At 33.4% G+C, this 16,902-nt stretch carries 15 protein-coding genes; 12 read left to right on the top strand and 3 right to left on the bottom strand.

Going from position 1 to position 16,902, the window contains the following annotated elements; translation table 11 throughout:
• The first annotated feature begins 69 nt into the window (after positions 1–69).
• Positions 70–687: a response regulator transcription factor gene (locus tag HGP29_RS19975; protein ID WP_168884197.1), complete on the top strand. Its 618-nt coding sequence runs from the start codon at positions 70–72 to the stop codon at positions 685–687.
• Position 688: 1 nt separating this feature from the next.
• Here the strand turns inward: HGP29_RS19975 and HGP29_RS19970 are convergent, their stop codons facing one another.
• Positions 689–1,636, bottom strand: coding sequence for a TRM11 family SAM-dependent methyltransferase (locus tag HGP29_RS19970; protein ID WP_168884196.1), 948 nt, complete (start codon positions 1,634–1,636; stop codon positions 689–691).
• A 430-nt stretch (positions 1,637–2,066) separates the two neighbouring features.
• Between HGP29_RS19970 and HGP29_RS19965 the strand changes: the two genes are divergently transcribed.
• The 7 genes from HGP29_RS19965 to HGP29_RS19935 all read left to right on the top strand — a co-directional run bounded on the left by HGP29_RS19965 (position 2,067) and on the right by HGP29_RS19935 (position 6,962).
• Positions 2,067–2,570, top strand: a complete 504-nt coding sequence (locus HGP29_RS19965; RefSeq protein WP_168884195.1) for a hypothetical protein — start codon at positions 2,067–2,069, stop codon at positions 2,568–2,570.
• Between the two features lie 57 nt (positions 2,571–2,627).
• Complete coding sequence (locus tag HGP29_RS19960; RefSeq protein ID WP_168884194.1) at positions 2,628–3,326, top strand: helix-turn-helix transcriptional regulator; 699 nt, start codon at positions 2,628–2,630, stop codon at positions 3,324–3,326.
• 166 nt (positions 3,327–3,492) lie between these two features.
• A complete protein-coding gene (locus HGP29_RS19955) occupies positions 3,493–4,311 on the top strand; it encodes an oxidoreductase (RefSeq protein ID WP_211093348.1) in 819 nt (272 codons plus the stop codon).
• An 8-nt stretch (positions 4,312–4,319) separates the two neighbouring features.
• The gene (locus HGP29_RS19950) at positions 4,320–4,811 is read left to right on the top strand and encodes a hypothetical protein (protein WP_168884193.1); all 492 of its coding nucleotides are present in this window, start codon (positions 4,320–4,322) and stop codon (positions 4,809–4,811) included.
• A 12-nt stretch (positions 4,812–4,823) separates the two neighbouring features.
• Positions 4,824–5,738 carry a helix-turn-helix domain-containing protein gene (locus HGP29_RS19945; RefSeq protein ID WP_168884192.1) on the top strand — a complete coding sequence of 305 codons (915 nt, stop codon included), beginning with the start codon at positions 4,824–4,826 and terminating at the stop codon, positions 5,736–5,738.
• Between the two features lie 80 nt (positions 5,739–5,818).
• Positions 5,819–6,316: a hypothetical protein gene (locus tag HGP29_RS19940; protein WP_168884191.1), complete on the top strand. Its 498-nt coding sequence runs from the start codon at positions 5,819–5,821 to the stop codon at positions 6,314–6,316.
• A gap of 43 nt (positions 6,317–6,359) precedes the next feature.
• Complete coding sequence (locus HGP29_RS19935; protein ID WP_168884190.1) at positions 6,360–6,962, top strand: DNA-3-methyladenine glycosylase family protein; 603 nt, start codon at positions 6,360–6,362, stop codon at positions 6,960–6,962.
• Here the strand turns inward: HGP29_RS19935 and HGP29_RS19930 are convergent.
• The gene (locus HGP29_RS19930; RefSeq protein ID WP_168884189.1) at positions 6,957–8,210 is read right to left on the bottom strand and encodes a threonine/serine exporter family protein; all 1,254 of its coding nucleotides are present in this window, start codon (positions 8,208–8,210) and stop codon (positions 6,957–6,959) included. The genes HGP29_RS19935 and HGP29_RS19930 overlap by 6 nt on opposite strands.
• An 88-nt stretch (positions 8,211–8,298) precedes the next feature.
• Positions 8,299–9,564: a C45 family autoproteolytic acyltransferase/hydolase gene (locus tag HGP29_RS19925; protein ID WP_168884188.1), complete on the bottom strand. Its 1,266-nt coding sequence runs from the start codon at positions 9,562–9,564 to the stop codon at positions 8,299–8,301.
• Positions 9,565–10,009: 445 nt separating this feature from the next.
• On the opposite strand from HGP29_RS19925, the gene HGP29_RS19920 reads away from it, so the two are divergent.
• The 4 genes from HGP29_RS19920 to HGP29_RS19905 all read left to right on the top strand — a co-directional run bounded on the left by HGP29_RS19920 (position 10,010) and on the right by HGP29_RS19905 (position 16,901).
• A complete protein-coding gene (locus HGP29_RS19920) occupies positions 10,010–11,497 on the top strand; it encodes an arylsulfatase (RefSeq protein ID WP_168884187.1) in 1,488 nt (495 codons plus the stop codon).
• Positions 11,498–11,515: 18 nt separating this feature from the next.
• Positions 11,516–12,931 (top strand): sulfatase, encoded by a 1,416-nt coding sequence (locus HGP29_RS19915; RefSeq protein ID WP_168884186.1) that lies wholly within the window; start codon positions 11,516–11,518, stop codon positions 12,929–12,931.
• Between the two features lie 131 nt (positions 12,932–13,062).
• Entirely contained in the window at positions 13,063–13,380 is a 318-nt protein-coding gene (locus HGP29_RS19910; RefSeq protein WP_168884185.1) for a hypothetical protein, read from the top strand.
• A gap of 302 nt (positions 13,381–13,682) precedes the next feature.
• Complete coding sequence (locus HGP29_RS19905) at positions 13,683–16,901, top strand: glycoside hydrolase family 2 TIM barrel-domain containing protein (protein WP_168884184.1); 3,219 nt, start codon at positions 13,683–13,685, stop codon at positions 16,899–16,901.
• Position 16,902 lies beyond the last annotated feature (1 nt).

Genomic DNA, 16,902 nt, shown 5'->3' with positions numbered 1-16,902 from the left:
GTAATCTATGTCATTAAGTACTGTTTATGGTGACTTAATCGACAAACATATATAAAGGAATAAAAAGTAATGAAGTCTAACATTAAGTTGAGACCTATTCCATCTATCTTGGAATTTAATGCTACTCTAGAAAGTTTCACGATTGAAACTTACAAGCATTTTCTTTTTGAAAGATTAGTAAATGTATCCCTGATCGATATGGATACTGAACATCTTAAAATTGACCTGAAGTATAATACCATTAGGGTAAATGAGTTTATTAATGACAATAACAAACAACAAACATCATTACCTATATCATTTAAAATTAAAACGTTCAAAGACGATATCATATTCTATACTTTTTGGGTAAAGGATCGAGTGAGAAACGAGATAAATATTATAGCTTTCCCTGCTCATGATCATCAAGAGATGAAACTCTTTAAATTGTACTATGAGATGTATTCTATTTATGTATCACAAAAACAAAAATACAATACATTGAGTAGAAGAGAGAAAGAAATAGCTTCATATATAAGCCAAGGTTTATCCAATAAGGAAATTGCAGAATTATTATTTTTGAGTGCTCATACTATCAAAAATCACAAGAATAACATTATGCATAAACTTGAGGTTAATACTTCCTTTTCACTTTTGAAAACAGTTTATGCCTATGAATTTTTCACAAGAGAATTAGTGATGAACTGAGTTATTCTGCTCTTTCACATACATGTAGATAGCGAGTAAATTTTACCTTACCTATTTTATCAATAGTACATTTATCAATTGTTTTTAACCCTGCTTTCTGAATGAATTCATCAATGTTAGTGATGGATATGATAACTACTCTAGGTGCTTTTAATGCAGTGGCTTCTATGATATTAAATGCAATTTCGTCTGAAGATGCAGAATAAAGATTATAGGGAAGATCTATAATGGCGGCATCATATGTCTTGTCTAAATCTTTGATATCACAGTTGTATACATTTGTAGTGTACTGATAATGCTCAAGGTTTTTCTGGGTATGATTACTCGCTTTCCAATTGATATCACAACCTTCTATATTAAAACCTGAAAAACAGCCTTCCAACAAAACAGTGCCCACACCACAACAAGCATCGATAATTGCTTTTGATTTATCTCCCTTAGAAGCAATATTCACAAGTGCTTTAGCGGTATTAATACTTAGAGAATTACTAAACGAACAAGGTTTTTGATTGTGTTTCTGCCATTCAGCATCATCTCTGATTACAGTTCCAAAATACCAATAGTCTTCAAAGAAGCACAATCCATAAGTGACGGTGGGGTTGTAATAATCAGGTTCTCCTTCGATGCGGTATCCTATGTCTCTTAATTGTCCCAAACGTTCTTTATAACCTATGGTGTCACCTTCGAGCATAATATATTCTGCCTTGAAACCTTCCACCTTAATTTCCATCTTTTCAACCTTATCAATAAGATCTTGGTAGTTATTGGAAGAATATAAAATATCCATTCTTTTTTTAATAAATGGACTGCTAGACGGGACGATTTCGATATCTGAGAAATGCATTTTTCCTGCAACATCTTCATTAAAAAGTTGTCTCGATTCCAATTTACTTAACTCACTTTCATTAGAATTGAAATTGATAATATATAAATATTGCTGTTGCTGCATTTCCTTATCTGATCAAGTAAACAAGCTATAAATGAAAGCCTGTATTACCTTATTTTTATGATTATTTACTCAATGGTTTCGATGGACAGATAAGCGTGAAGCTATCTACCATAATACCGCGATGCAATAATACAATTAGATTTCTAAATTCTATCAACTGATAGAAAAGTATATTTCCTAACATTAATGAAAACAGTAAAACATGATTTCCTATTTCTATAAATAGGCGAAGAATTCAAGGTATTATCTTCTTCATTATTATTCACATATATTACTATCAATGAGCAAACTAAAAATTGTGGAAGGAAGTTAATATAAGGTAGATCTATTTTTTTAGTTAACCTTGTTGTTAGCACTTTTCATGGTATCGAGTATTCCAATTTTTAGTACTCATAAAAACATGAAAAGATTTTTTTAATCGGATACATTCATGAGGATCAGATTACTTTTATTACTATTCTTATTTAGCGGTTTTACCCTTTTTGCACAGCAATGTCCTAACCCTTATAAACAGTTTCAGAAAAATGAAAAAAAGCTGACTGTAGATTTTGGTTTGATTGCTGGAGTGTCACCGTATAGTATTAATTATTATGATCAATATGGCGATTTTGCCTATACTGGCTCAGATGTCACCTACAATATTGGAGCTATAGTGACAATCAACCGTTTGACCGTTACTTTTAGTAAGTCATTTGCTAAAAAAGAACATGATATCTCAGGTCGAGACATTATCATTAACGATTATATGTTGCTGACCTTAGGGTATGATTTTTTTATTGAAGATATCTACTTAAGTCCATATATGGGATATTCCTCTAAATGGGTTGCTGGGTCTCATATTGGTTATAAAAAAGGTAAGATGACGTATTTTGTAGATATCAATTCACAAATGAGTATTAACTTAGGAGTGAAAATGAAACTCTTCGGACAATAGAAAATGTTTTTTTACATCAATTGGGGAGAGGATATACAAGGAACTTATCTTTAATCGATGGAAGAAAAACCAAGGCTTGCAAGACTAACGGCTATTATCACACAATTACAATCAAAGAAGATTGTAACAGCCAATTATTTAGCAGAAAAACATGGTGTTAGTACCCGAACGATTTATAGAGATATAAGGACGTTGGAACAATCAGGTATTCCCATTATTACTGAAGAAGGTAAAGGATATTCTATTATGGAAGGCTATCATCTACCTCCAGTTTTATTCTCTGAAGAAGAAGCCAATGCATTGATTACTATCGAGCAATTAGTACTTAAAAATAAAGATGAATCATTGGTAAAGAATGTATCTAGTGCAATAGATAAGATTAAATCGATTCTCAAGTACTCTCAAAAGGGTAACGCCGACTTACTATCAGAAAGAGTATATTTTGGTGGCAATAACAAAGAGGAAAAAACGAGTGATAATTTAATGGAATTACAATCAGCAATTATCCATTTTCAATTGCTAGAGATTAGCTACCTTTCATCTCAAAATCAAGTAACTAAAAGAACGATTGAACCATTTGCAATATATAGTACTAACGGAAACTTCTTACTTGTAGCGTATTGTCGATTAAGAAATGATTTTCGGGTTTTCAGAATCGATTATATCCAATCAATAATTGCATTACAAGATAAATTTACTCCACATAATTTGACCATCAAAGAGTTTTTTGAACAGTATATTAAGGATAAAAATTAGAAATTTATCAAGTGCCTATTTAATTATAGACTTTCACTATATAATCCTACTCTCCGTCACTCCCAAGTAAAAAGTATACAATTATCCGAAATTTGAATACAATTGTTTTTGGTAGTGTGAATAAATTTGTGATATAAATAAAAGACAATCAAAGTTTTATAATATCATGAGTAGAGTAGCATTAATTACGGGAGCATCATCAGGTATGGGTAAATCGACCGCCAACATCTTGAAATCACAAGGGTATATTGTTTATGGTGCAGCCAGAAGATTGGATCAGATGAAAGATCTAGAAGATGCAGGAATGTCAATTATTTCTTTGGATTTAACCAATGATGCTTCTATTGTTGATTGTGTAAATGCAATCATCGAAAAAGAAGGTAGGATTGATATCTTGATCAATAATGCAGGCTATGGATCTTATGGTGCGGTAGAAGATGTACCCATTGAAGAAGCAAAAAGACAATTTGAAGTGAATATGTTTGGATTGGCTCGTATTACTCAACTGGTATTACCGCATATGAGAGAAAATCATCATGGAAGGATTGTAAATATATCTTCTATGGGAGGTAAAATATATACTCCACTTGGAGCATGGTATCATGCAACTAAACATGCGGTTGAAGGATGGAGCGATTGTTTACGATTGGAGGTAAAACCTTTTGGAATTGATGTAGTGGTAGTCGAACCAGGAGGAATCAAAACATCATGGGGTACAATTGCTGCAGATAACCTGAAAAAGACTTCAGGAAAAGGTGCTTATGCTCAATTTGCCAATAAAGTAGCAGATGGAATGAAAGAAACCTACACAAACGATAGTCTAACGCATGTAGATGTACTTGGTGGTGTTATCGCAAAAGCTGCGACGATTGAAAAACCAAAAACTAGATATGTAAAAGGATATATGGCTAAACCAGCTATTGCCATTAGAAAATGGTTTGGAGACAATATCTATGATAAAATGATAATGAGTCAGTTTAAATAAAATGATCTATGGATTTTATTACATATGCAAATAATTGGGCAAAAGCTGAAGTAACACAAGGGAAAGTCATGATTGGTATTGGCTTTCTCATTTTTGCCGCACTCGTGATGATCTTGAAAAGCGACAATCAATTGTTGAAAGGGAGTAGTATTCCACTGGGGTTATTGATCACCATTTTAATAGGTTATGGTGGGTATATTATTTATAGTAGGCCTGCTCATGTAGAGAAAAGTGTTCAATTGTATAATGAATCTAATCAAGAAGGTATTAAAGCAGAAATTACCAAACATACCAACGATAATAAAGCAGGGAAAACGCTAATAATATATGTGTATCCAGGATTGATGCTTCTATCTATTATTGGTTTAGTACTTAGTCAAACTCCTTACTACAAAGGTGTCGCTTTGGGTATTATTGTTTTATCGGTAGCCACTTATATCATGGATAGTGGTTTTGTGAAAAGATCAGATGATTTCTTAATTTTCTTGGAACAACTTTAATTATGTGAAGAGATGAAAGATATCCTAAAAATAAATTCAATACATGAGATCCATGAATTCTTAGGTTTCGAAAAGCCTAAACATCCCTTGGTTTCTGTACTTCGTTTGGGTGATAAACTTCAAAAATTAGAAGTAGATAACATCAAATACGCTATCGATCTCTTTCAGATTAGCTTAAAGGATAATTGTGTGTTTACTATTCAGAATTATGGACGAAACTCTTATGATTATCAGGAAGGAACGATGATCTTCACCGCTCCAAATCAAATTCTTGAATTCAAAAAAAATCAAAAGGTAAAGGAAGACAAAGGGTGGACGTTATGTTTTCATCCCGACCTCATAAGAAAATCGGAATTGGGAAAAAGAATAGAAGACTTCTCATTTTTCTCTTATGCTATTAATGAGGCACTTCACCTCTCTGATGACGAAAGAGAAACAGTCACAGATATTATTCATAAGATTGAAAATGAACTTAGAAATAATATTGATGCTCATAGTCAGACTTTAATTATCAGTAATATCGAACTTTTATTGAATTATTGTGTGAGATTTTATGATCGTCAGTTCTATACTCGATCGAATTTAAATCAGGATACTGTAGCAGATTTCCAAACTTTTTTAAAGCAATATTATAAAGATGAAAAACAGCTGGAATTAGGCATACCTTCTGTACAATATTGTGGAGAACAAATGAACTTATCACCAAAATACCTAAGTGATTTATTAAAAAAGGAGACCGGCCAAAGTACTCAAGATCATATTCATCATTTCATTATAGAAAAAGCAAAAAACAGGTTATTAAACTCTAAGAATAGTGCTTCTGAAATTGCCTATTCTTTAGGCTTTGAATACCCTCAATATTTCAGTAAGATCTTTAAAAAGAAGACGTCAATGAGCCCAAATGAATACCGTCAAATGGTCAATTAATTGAACTATTTTCTGCTTTTGTGATGTATAATTGCAACTAATTCAATTGTTTAGTGTCAAGAATAATAAACAAAAAGCACATGTTACGTTTATCTCTCTTCTTAATTGCACTTCAATGGAGTGTTCACAGCTCTGCTCAAAGTAATCTCCAAACCATAGATGGAGTAATAACAGAATTACTTACCCAAATATCTCTCAAAAAAGGAGATAAAATGGATACAGCCGCGGTAAGAAATTTATTTATACCCACAGCTCAGTTAACTATTTTGATGAATGAAACTGATTCTGCATATGCTGAAACGGTCACTTTAAATGATTTCCTAGAACTGATTACAGATCCTTATTACGAAGAAGGGTATTCTGAAAAAGAAATTCATCGGGTAATTGATCAATACAACGGCATGGCTCAGGTATTTCAGAGTTTTAAAGCTAAAGATTCTGAAGGAGAAAGTGGTAGGGGAATTACAAGCTATCAATTGGTACAAATGGAAAACCGATGGTGGATTGTAAATATTCTCTGGACCAACGAGGTAGAAGGAAAGCCATTGCCCCAAAAGTACCTCAAAGGAAAACAATAACTGGCTTTTCTTGTTACTTTTTGGAAAAAACACATTTATACGAATGATTGTCGAAGGGAAAAAGTTCTTAATGCGTTGCGATCCAGTTTTACAAAAGATCATACCAATAGTAAATGATCCAATAATTTGTACGACAAATAATGTATTTAATGATTTACTAAGTTGTGTCATCGAACAACAGATTCATTATAGAAGTACAAAAAAACAGTTCAAAAAGTTATTAGATAAAGCGGATTTACAAGAACTCACTCCTGAGAATTTTTCCATTTTTGAAGATCAGGCTTTGAAAGATGCCAAATTATCTGAGCGTAAATTTTCCACTATTGCTAACGTAATTGAGTTTTGGACTGAAAATAATATTCCTTGGCATCAGTGCTCTGATGAAGAAGTAGTACATGAACTTTCAAAAATTAAAGGAATAGGAAAATGGTCTATTGATATGATTTTATTGTATACACTCAATAGACCAAATATCTTTTCATTGGACGACTTTCATATCAAACAAATCATGACGTCCCTTTATCAATTGGATTCTAAATCTCGTTTGAAAGCACAAATGAAAACTATTATTGATCATTGGCATCCTCATCAGTCCACAGCCTTTTTATATCTCTTAGAATGGAAAAAAGCGAATAAAGAGTTATAGACTAATTGAAGTTCTAGATAAGGTATTTCCCACCAAGATTCCTGCTCCCATGGTTACGGCAACAATAAACATTTGTACAACACTCTGCTGTCCGGCGATAATTTCCCCTAATGAAAAGTAGGCTAACCCTCTGAAACCAATACTTCCACTAACAATAAGCATTAATGATGGGAGCAAAGGGATAGAATTTGGTTGCCTAGTTTTTCTACTCCAAATATTTGAGAGTACCACAGGTAAAACCGTACCTATAAAATTCCCAAAGTTTGTCCCTAGTAATATACTCCCTCCAACCATACCGAGAAGAGAACTCAAACAAATAAGGCAGACAGCCAATAAATGTTGTTTAGAAATCTGGAAAACGATACAAAGTGCCAAAAGAATAAATGGCAACATTGAGTAGAGGTAAACTATATCTATTGGAGTACTTTCGTTAGTAACAGGTAATTGGTGAACAGTAGAGATTAATAACACACCTAACCAAGTACCCACAAAAAGTTTGACAAGATAAAGGAGACCATTCATGATATTGGACCATCCAGAGAGGACATGATTATTAAAAACCTCAATTAAGCCAATACTTATACTAAAACCCGGAATCAAAATGATTAAAGCACTGACTGTTGAAGTAACAATATTAATTTCTTGCCAATATATTTTTGCAGTTGCGGTTAATACACCAATTATAAAAGATGTAATAATAGGGGACCATTTTGATGCCTTTTTTCCTCCATATTGACTAATGACAGGTTGTAAAACGAATACAACTAAACCAAGAACTGCAGATAATATCACATCAGCTAAACTACCAGAAAGCATTAACGCAAAACTTCCTCCAGCAACCGAAAAGCTCAAAGCTAAAGGGATGATTCCCCAAGGTGATACAGCTTCTTCTATCTTTAAAAGTTGATTTATTGCTACCGCTAACTCTACTTTTTGATCTATCACATCTTGTATTAAATGCTCTATTAATGATAAACGATGCATATTGAAGTCAGAAGGTTCCAAAAGGTCTAAATATAACAAAGGATGACTATGTTTATCGAGCTGAAAACTAAAGATAATTTCATTGGAAGTTACCTTTATTATACCTTGATAGCCTAAGCTATTCGTCAAGTTCGTTAAATAAGATTCTAATTGTATGGATGTAGACCCATACCGATGGGCTGCCTTTCCAACTTTACGAATAAAATCACAGACATAATTGAAGCGATCCTCATTCGGTGATATTAATTTGTCAGTATTTTCCATATTTCTTGGAATGTGAATAGTGTTGAGTCATAAATTATAGAAGAACTAGAGAGCAGAGTACTGCCCTCTAGAGATAGAATTGAGTGTATTAAAACCCGAACGTCACCCATTCGCTTCTAATATCTTCCAAATCATTTTCCGTTCCCTCAATAGGCCCTTTGTCACCTAAATACCAACGTATTCTCATTTCTGCTTTGGATAAATCGGCATTAATTTCTTGTAATGATCTTTCGCTTGGCCCTGCTTCTGCTAATTCTTCATCCACAAAAGCACAATGAACAGCATCCATTAATTTTGTTGCATCCTCTCGAGTCAAAGGCAAATCAAGATTTTTATAAGTTTCTCTTAAGATTCTTTGTCTTGTATATGTGTTATGTGCTGCACTATCTGGTGTTTCCGGATACGTATCTGGTGTTGGGTGTAGGTGTACTGCATGATTGGTAACAAAGAAAGGTTCACCTTTTTTTCTATCTGTAAAAATATAGGCTCCAGAATGTTTGTCGATTTCAAATACAGTGGCATTACCGTCTCTATCAACAATTGGAATATGGAAGTTTAAGAAGGTTTGTGTGACCCTACTTTCAAGAAGTACCTTTTTAGCCTCATCAACAGTCTTACAAGTACTGACTAATTGATGTAAAACTTGAGTATTTGTAATTCCTGCAATATTTCCTCCACTTGACGGGGAAGCTTCTAAACCTATTGTCTCTGGATCTCTTAACATGGTAACAAACAAACCATGTTCATTGATGGTATCCACATATGGAGTGAGTAATTCATTGGTTCCACTCATAATAGTTTTAGTACCATTTTCAGGTCTGAATTCAACAACAACCCAACGTTCTGCATGCCCCCAAGCACCTTCTGGAGCTGGTTTTCCAAATAAAGGACTCCATAATACAAGAGCACTCATATCATAGTTTCTAGAAACATAAGTGGCACCATTATCTGTTTTTTCTTTTGGCAATACAGCATTTGAACAAGTTTTTAATGATCCCATGTCAAAACCATCATAGTTTTCATCATACCAATCGAAAGCTAAACTTGTTCCATCATAATCGTTATTATCTTCAGGTAGACCGAATGCTTTAAAAACACCTTTTTGCATCTCAAACATTTCGGGGTAATGTTTTTGCATGTAACTTCGTCGAGCTTCACCATACATAGGGTCAAAGTATTTTTTTAGTGTTACACCAAATTGTTCTTTACCTATTTTCGCTAAATCGTAACCCATATCTTTCCAAGAACCTTCTACGATGATATGTGTAGGCTTGCAATATTCACCCGTATTATTAGGAAAATATTGTGTCATTTCTTGATTAGGGAATACTTGTTCGTTTTTAATAATACTCATTGTTCTATTTGTTTAAGTGATTTAAAAGGAATCAATTACCGATTGATTACCTTACAAAGGTCCTTCATTTGCCCACCAAACATTTAGAGAAAATCGTCAAGGTGTTATAGTTTATCGTCAATCACTGCATTGTTTTTAAATTGTTATTAGTGAGTTTGAATGGAAAATAGTTATTTAAATTTGGGGCCTTCAATTTAGAATAAAGGGAAATTTACTATTGATTACTTATGATATTTCATCATAAAGTTGATCATTTTTTGTTATTGAAACTTGAAAAATCACTATTTTTGATAATGGTATAATATTGATAATTAGATGTTTATAGTTTATTGATTAATTAACCCCCTCAATCTAGTTAAAGTGTAACCTATACAACTTTAAACATTTATCTATCTTTAGATAAGCAAAAGTTAATTTATTCATAAACTCGAATATTTTTTTATATATGAAAAAGTTAGTCCTATCAATTATAGTAGGCTTCTTTCTTTTTTCTTGTGCCCCTAAAACAAAAAAGGCCGTAGTAAAAGAAGGGACGTTGAAAAAGCCTAACATTATCTTTATCCTTGCCGATGATGCAGGATGGGGTGATTTTAGCTGCTATGGTCAAGAAAAATTTACTACTCCTAACATTGATGCTTTAGCAAGTTCTGGAATTAAATTTACAGATCATTATGCAGGTAGCAGTGTGTGTGCTCCTTCAAGGTCTGCATTACTAACTGGACAACATACAGGTCATACACCTATAAGAGGAAACAAAGAAGTAATGCCCGAAGGACAAATTCCAATTCCAGCAGATGTATACTCTTTACCTAAGATGTTAAAACAAGAAGGATATACTACCGGTATGTTTGGAAAATGGGGATTAGGTTATCCAGAATCTGAGGGAGCACCTAATGTTCAAGGTTTCGATGAGTTCTATGGTTACAATTGCCAAAGGTTAGCACATACTTATTATCCTTTATACTTAAGACATAATGGGGTAAAAGTTCCGTTACCTGAAAATGAAAAAGGTCAAAATACTTATACACATCATTTAATTCATCAAGAAGCAATGGCTTTCATCGAGGATAATAAAGATAATCCATTCTTCTTATATTTACCTTATACTATTCCACATGCTGAGATGACTGTGGAAGAGGATTCAATTTTCCAAAAATACAAAGAGATTTATCCACAAGGAAAGCCTTTCGTTCATAAGAAGAATCACGATCCAAGTTTGTCACATGAAGATAGGTTTTATGGAGGTGTTTATGCTGATCAAGCGTATCCTAGAGCAGCATTTGCTACAATGATGCATCACTTAGATAATTCTGTAGGAGATGTTATGAGCAAACTTAAGGAATTGGGGATTGATGAAAATACCATTGTTATTTTTAGCTCGGATAATGGCCCTCATAAAGAAGGGGGGGCAGACCCTTACTACTTTAATTCTTTTGGACCTTTTAAAGGAGTAAAAAGAGACTTATATGAAGGTGGCATCAGAGTACCTTACATTGTTTCATGGCCTGGTAAAATTAAACCTAATTCTACTTCGTCTCATCCTTCAGCATTCTGGGATTTATTACCTACTGTAGCAGATATTCTAGACATTGAAGTACCTAAATCTGTAGAAATTGATGGAATATCATTCTTACCTACTTTAGAAGGACAAAGTAAAAAACAGAAGAAACATGACTACTTGTATTGGGAATTTCATGAAGCAGGTGGCAGAAGAGCCGTTAGAATTGGTGATTGGAAAGCAGTACAATACCGTTTAAATAAGCCAAACAAATCTAAAATTGAGGTTTATAACTTAAAAGAGGATCCTAAAGAATCGAATAATCTAGCGGATCAAAAACCAGAGATTGTACAAAAAGCAAAAGAAATATTTGCTACTGCTCGTACTTCTTCTGCAGTATTTCCTTTTCAAGGTGAAAAACTCAAAGGGATTTAATAAACCTAATAACGGACAATGAAATATTTATTACTTGTTATTCCATTTATACTTTCGAGTGTAAATGGAATAGCGAAACAAGACCCGCAAAAACCAAATATTATCGTATTTTTTGTAGACGATATGGGTTGGAAAGATCTTGCCATTATGGGCTCAGATTATCATGAAACACCAAATATAGATGCATTAGCCAAAGAAGGAATGACATTCTATAATGCATATTCTGCAGGACCTAACTGTGCTCCATCTAGGGCATGTTTAATGTCTGGACAATACACACCAAGGCATGGGAAAATTGCAGTTTGGAACTCTAAGCGAGGTATTGAAGAGCAAATGCGTTTAGAGCCGGTACCCGATAAAGGTCTACCTTTAGATAACTACACCTTAGCAGAGGCATTAAGAGATGGAGGTTACGAAACAGGTCTTTTTGGGAAATGGCATATTGCAGGTACCCCAGCATTACAAGGTTTTGATGTTGATCATGAGACTGATGCCGGGGAAATAAAATTTAAACAAACAAATGATCCTAAAGATATCTTTAAATTGACTGAGGAGGCCTGTGATTTTATGGAAGAAAATAAGAAGAATCCATTTTTCTTATTCTTATCCCATCATACTGTTCATACAAAATGGGAAGCTCGTCAGGAAATGATTGATTACTTTGAAGAGAAACCAAAAGGAAAGATTCATAAAAGTGCCAAGTATGCTGCTATGGTAAAACATACCGATGATAGTATGGGAATGATTATGAAGAAACTAAAAGATCTGAAACTTGATAAAAATACAATTGTAATTTTCACATCAGACAATGGTGCTATTGGAAAAGTAAAACAAACACCACTTAGAGGATCTAAAGGCATGTTATACGAAGGAGGAATCAAAGTGCCATTTATTGTTTGGAATCCGACTAATATTAAAGCAGGTTCAAAATCCTACGAGAGAACAATCAATGTGGATCTTTATCCTACTTTCCTTGATTACGCGAATATTACTCCAAAGGAAGATAAAATACTTGATGGTGCCAGTCTAAAAGGATTGACTTTTGGTAAAACAAAAGAACTGCCTTCAAGATCTTTGTTCTATCATTATCCGAATTATTTAAATGGTTCGAAAGCTAGAGGAGCAAGAGATGAATATTTTAGAAATCGCCCTGTTACTGTAGTAATCAAGGACAACTGGAAATTACTGTTCTTCCATGAAGAATATGTATTGGATGGGGGTATAGCTAAAATTGATAAAAATAATATGGTGGAATTATACAATCTAAAAGATGATCCATCAGAGTCCAAAGATGTTGCTTTGGATAACAAAGAAATTAGAGATGCGTTGGTGAACGAACTTCAAGAATGGATGAAAGCAACAGATGCTAAATTGGCAATGAAGCCGACACCTGAAAATTATCGTCCTGTTTACAAGCGAAATAAATCACACTAATTTCTAGACAATTGAGAGACGACTGACAATAAAGGATTAATAAATTATGCGAATATTTTATTAATCCTTTTTTATGTGTGATACATTATAAAATACTATTCAAACAAACATAACTTTCTAATCATCTAATTATGAAAAAATTATTATTCTCAGTGTGTGTAATCATTACTGTCTCAGCTTTGGGCTATGTAGGAAATTTACGTTGGTTTCAATGTAAATATTGTGCAATAATAGTTCGTAAATCTTCTTATCCTGTTAGAACAGAATGTCCCAATAAAGAAGGCGAACGCCACTATTGGAAAAATCTAGGAGAGGTGGGAGAAATATATTATAAGTGTGATAGCTGTGGTACGGTTCTTCAGACTAAATCTAAACCATTATCCGGCATTTGTATTAAACAAAACGGCAATTACCATAAATGGAAGAGAGAGTATAGAGATTTCAACTAACGATTCCATATCATCTATAGATGAAAAAAGCATGTAGAAATTGTTATCTAATAATTACTACATGCTTTATTTTTTTATATAAAATATATACTCAATTGTTAAAATTAATCTTTAAAAACGCATCCTAAAAATTAATAGTACCTGATGATCAAGGCATTACAAATTAATGTTCAACTTATTGATAATCAGTAATATAGTAAAATGAAACAGAATTAAACCCCTATAAATAATGAAAATGCATGTTTCTAATCACTTGTTGAAAAGTTAATATTACACTATTAAATAACTTTTTAAGGATGATAATGAACAAGCAATTATTATTGGTTTTATATCTAGCTACCCTAAGTAGTTTGTTTGCACAAGATCCTATGTGGGAAAATCCAACTATATATCAGTTGAATAAATTACCAGGTAGAGCTACTTCTATTACTTATAATAGTATAGAAGAAGCAAAAGCTGCACAGGAAGTTAGTAATGAAATAACTCTGAATGGACAATGGAATTTTAAATATGAGGGTGACTACTCAAAAGTTCCTGCAACTATCAAAACGGAAGACGCAAGGAAATGGAAAAAAATTAAAGTACCAGCAAACTGGGAAATGGAAGGTTACGGAAGACCTATTTATACTAACACAAAATATCCTTGGGGTGAAGTAAATCCTCCATATATTCCTCATTCAGAACAAGAAGTAGGAATGTATTTTAAAGAGTTCTCACTTCCAAAAACATGGAATGGCGATGAAATTATTTTGTATTTCGGTGCTGTGACTTCTGCATTTGAAGTCTATGTCAACGAGCAATTTGTAGGATATAGTCAAGATGATAGATTACCTTCTGAATTTAATATTACTTCATTTTTAAAAAAGGGTAAGAATAATATCTCTATGAAAGTGTATCGCTATTCTGATGGTGCATACTTGGAAGATCAGGACCATTGGAGATTATCTGGTATTCATAGAGAAGTAAAACTAATTCAGGAAGCAAAGTATAGAATTAATGATTTCTTTATTAGAGGTGATCTTACAAATAACTATCAAGATGGTCATTTAAAAGTACACTTTGAGGTATCAAATAAGTTTGACAAAGAAAATTGGAAGAATTACAAAGTTGTTGCTTCATTATTTGATGGAGAAAACGAAATTTTCAAGGGTGATATTAAAGTAAGTGAGACATTAAAGAAAGGTCCACAAAGAGATCAACTGCCATTTGCTCAGATAGAAGGTAAACTAGAAAATATCAAGAAATGGTCTGCAGAAACACCTTACCTTTACAAGGTTGTGTTGGGTTTATACAACGCAAAAGGAGAGTTAGTAGAAGCAAGATCAGCAAATATTGGTTTTAGATCTGTTGAGAAAAACGATAAAGGTCAAATATTAGTCAGCGGTCAGCCTATTCTTATTTATGGGGTAAATCGTCACGATCACCATCATCTAAACGGAAAAGTAGTAAGTAGAGAAGATATGGAGCATGAAGTGAAACTGTTGAAGCAATTTAACTTTAACGCAGTAAGAACTTCTCACTACCCTAACGATCCAGTTTTCTACGATTTATGTGATGAATATGGTATATATGTAATGGATGAGGCAAATTTAGAAACTCATGGTATTACAGGAGCGATAAGTAATACGCCATATTGGTCTGGAGCTTACTTAGATAGAGTTGTAAGAATGGTCGAAAGAGATAAAAACCATCCTTCTATCATCTTTTGGTCTTTAGGTAATGAATCCGGAAGAGGAGCCAACCATGCCGCAATGGCAAGCTGGATCAAAGATTACGATAATAGTAGACTTATTCATTATGAAGGTGGTCAAGGCAACCAACATCATCCAGAATATTTATCAGTATTATCAAAAGAATGGAAAGAAAAGCTAGATGCTAACCGTTTATCGCCAAATGGTACAGATCCTTATTATTTAGATATGTTGGGTCGTTTCTATCCTAATTTAGAACATTTGGAAAACCTTGCCCATGAGGATCCTTCTGGAAGACCAATTATTCTTACAGAATATGCACATGCTATGGGAAATAGTGTAGGTAACTTCCATGAATATTGGGATCTAATGAGAAATGTAGACCGATTAGTTGGGGGTTACATTTGGGATTGGAGAGACCAAGGTTTGGTTAAAAAAGATAGTAAAGGAGTTGAATATTTTGCCTATGGTGGAGATTTCGGAGAAAAGATTCATACAAAAAACTTCTGTATCAATGGCGTAATTACTTCTGACGGGCAACCTAAGGCACCAATGTTTGAGATAAAGCATGCATTCCAACCCATTTCAATTTCTGTCAATAATTTGAAGAAAATGAAAGTAAAGGTGGAAAACAGACATTTCTTTATCGATACAAAAGATTATGCATTTACATATAAAGTAAAAGAAAATGGTGTAGTGATATTAGAAGAGCCGCTTCAAGTTAAAAATATAGCAGCAGGAGCATCAGCAATTGTAACTATTCCGACTCAAAATATCTCTTTCGAACCGTCAAAAGAATATTTTGTACAGGTAGAAGTAAAATTAACGAAAGATACGAAATATGCTCCCAAAGGGCATCTAGTCGCTGTTGATCAGTTTGTACTTCCAAACGGCAACTTATTCCTTGTGGATCATCAAAACACATCCAATACAATTGGTCCTTGGAAGACATTAGATAAGAAAGAATTTACTTACGGGGATTTCAAAATTGCTTTATCAAATGGTGAATTAAGCAAAGTGATTTTCAAAGGTAAAGAGGTAATTACTGGTGGTATCCACCCTAACTTTTGGAGACCAGCAACAGATAACGATATCCGTACGACTAAAACCTCAAAAAAATTAGGTTATTGGAAAAGGGCTACTTCAGATTCGGAGGTGAAAAATACACAGATTTCAGAATTAGCAGATAGAGTGGTGATAAAAGTAGAATACCAATTACCAGAAAATAAAGCATCATGGACTACAGCATATACGTTGTTGAAAAATGGTTTTATTGAAGTGGATTGTCACTTTCTTCCTTCTGTTGAATTACCAAATATGCCAAAAATAGGATTACAGCTTCAAGTAGCTAAAAATCTTGATAATATCACTTGGTATGGCAAAGGGCCTGAAGAAAATTATTCAGATAGAAACGTTGGAGCAATGGTCGGATTGTATCAGTTGCCTCTAGCTTCTTTCGAACAATCTTATGTTTTTCCACAGGCATATGCTAACCGTACTGAAGTGAGATATGTTTCATTAGAAGATAAAAAATCAAATGGGCTTAAATTTTCATCAAATACTCCTTTTGAATTTAGTGTTTATCCTTATTCAGATGAAATTATCGATCAAGCAAGACATACCAATGAATTAATTGAAAGTGAAACTCTTACTCTTAACATTGATTACAAACAAATGGGAGTGGGAGGTAATGATAGCTGGAGTACTATAGGAATGCCTTTGACAAAATATATGATTCCAGCAAAAGAATATCGTTTCTCATTCCAAATTCAACCAGAGAGCACAAAACCCTACCCAGGGGATATAATTAGTAAGAAGTTAAATAAATAAT

The sequence above is a fragment of the Flammeovirga agarivorans genome, assembly GCF_012641475.1.
GTDB lineage: Bacteria > Bacteroidota > Bacteroidia > Cytophagales > Flammeovirgaceae > Flammeovirga > Flammeovirga agarivorans.
Note: the sequence above shows the minus strand (reverse complement) of the source record. Positions and strands in the feature narration are given on the sequence as shown.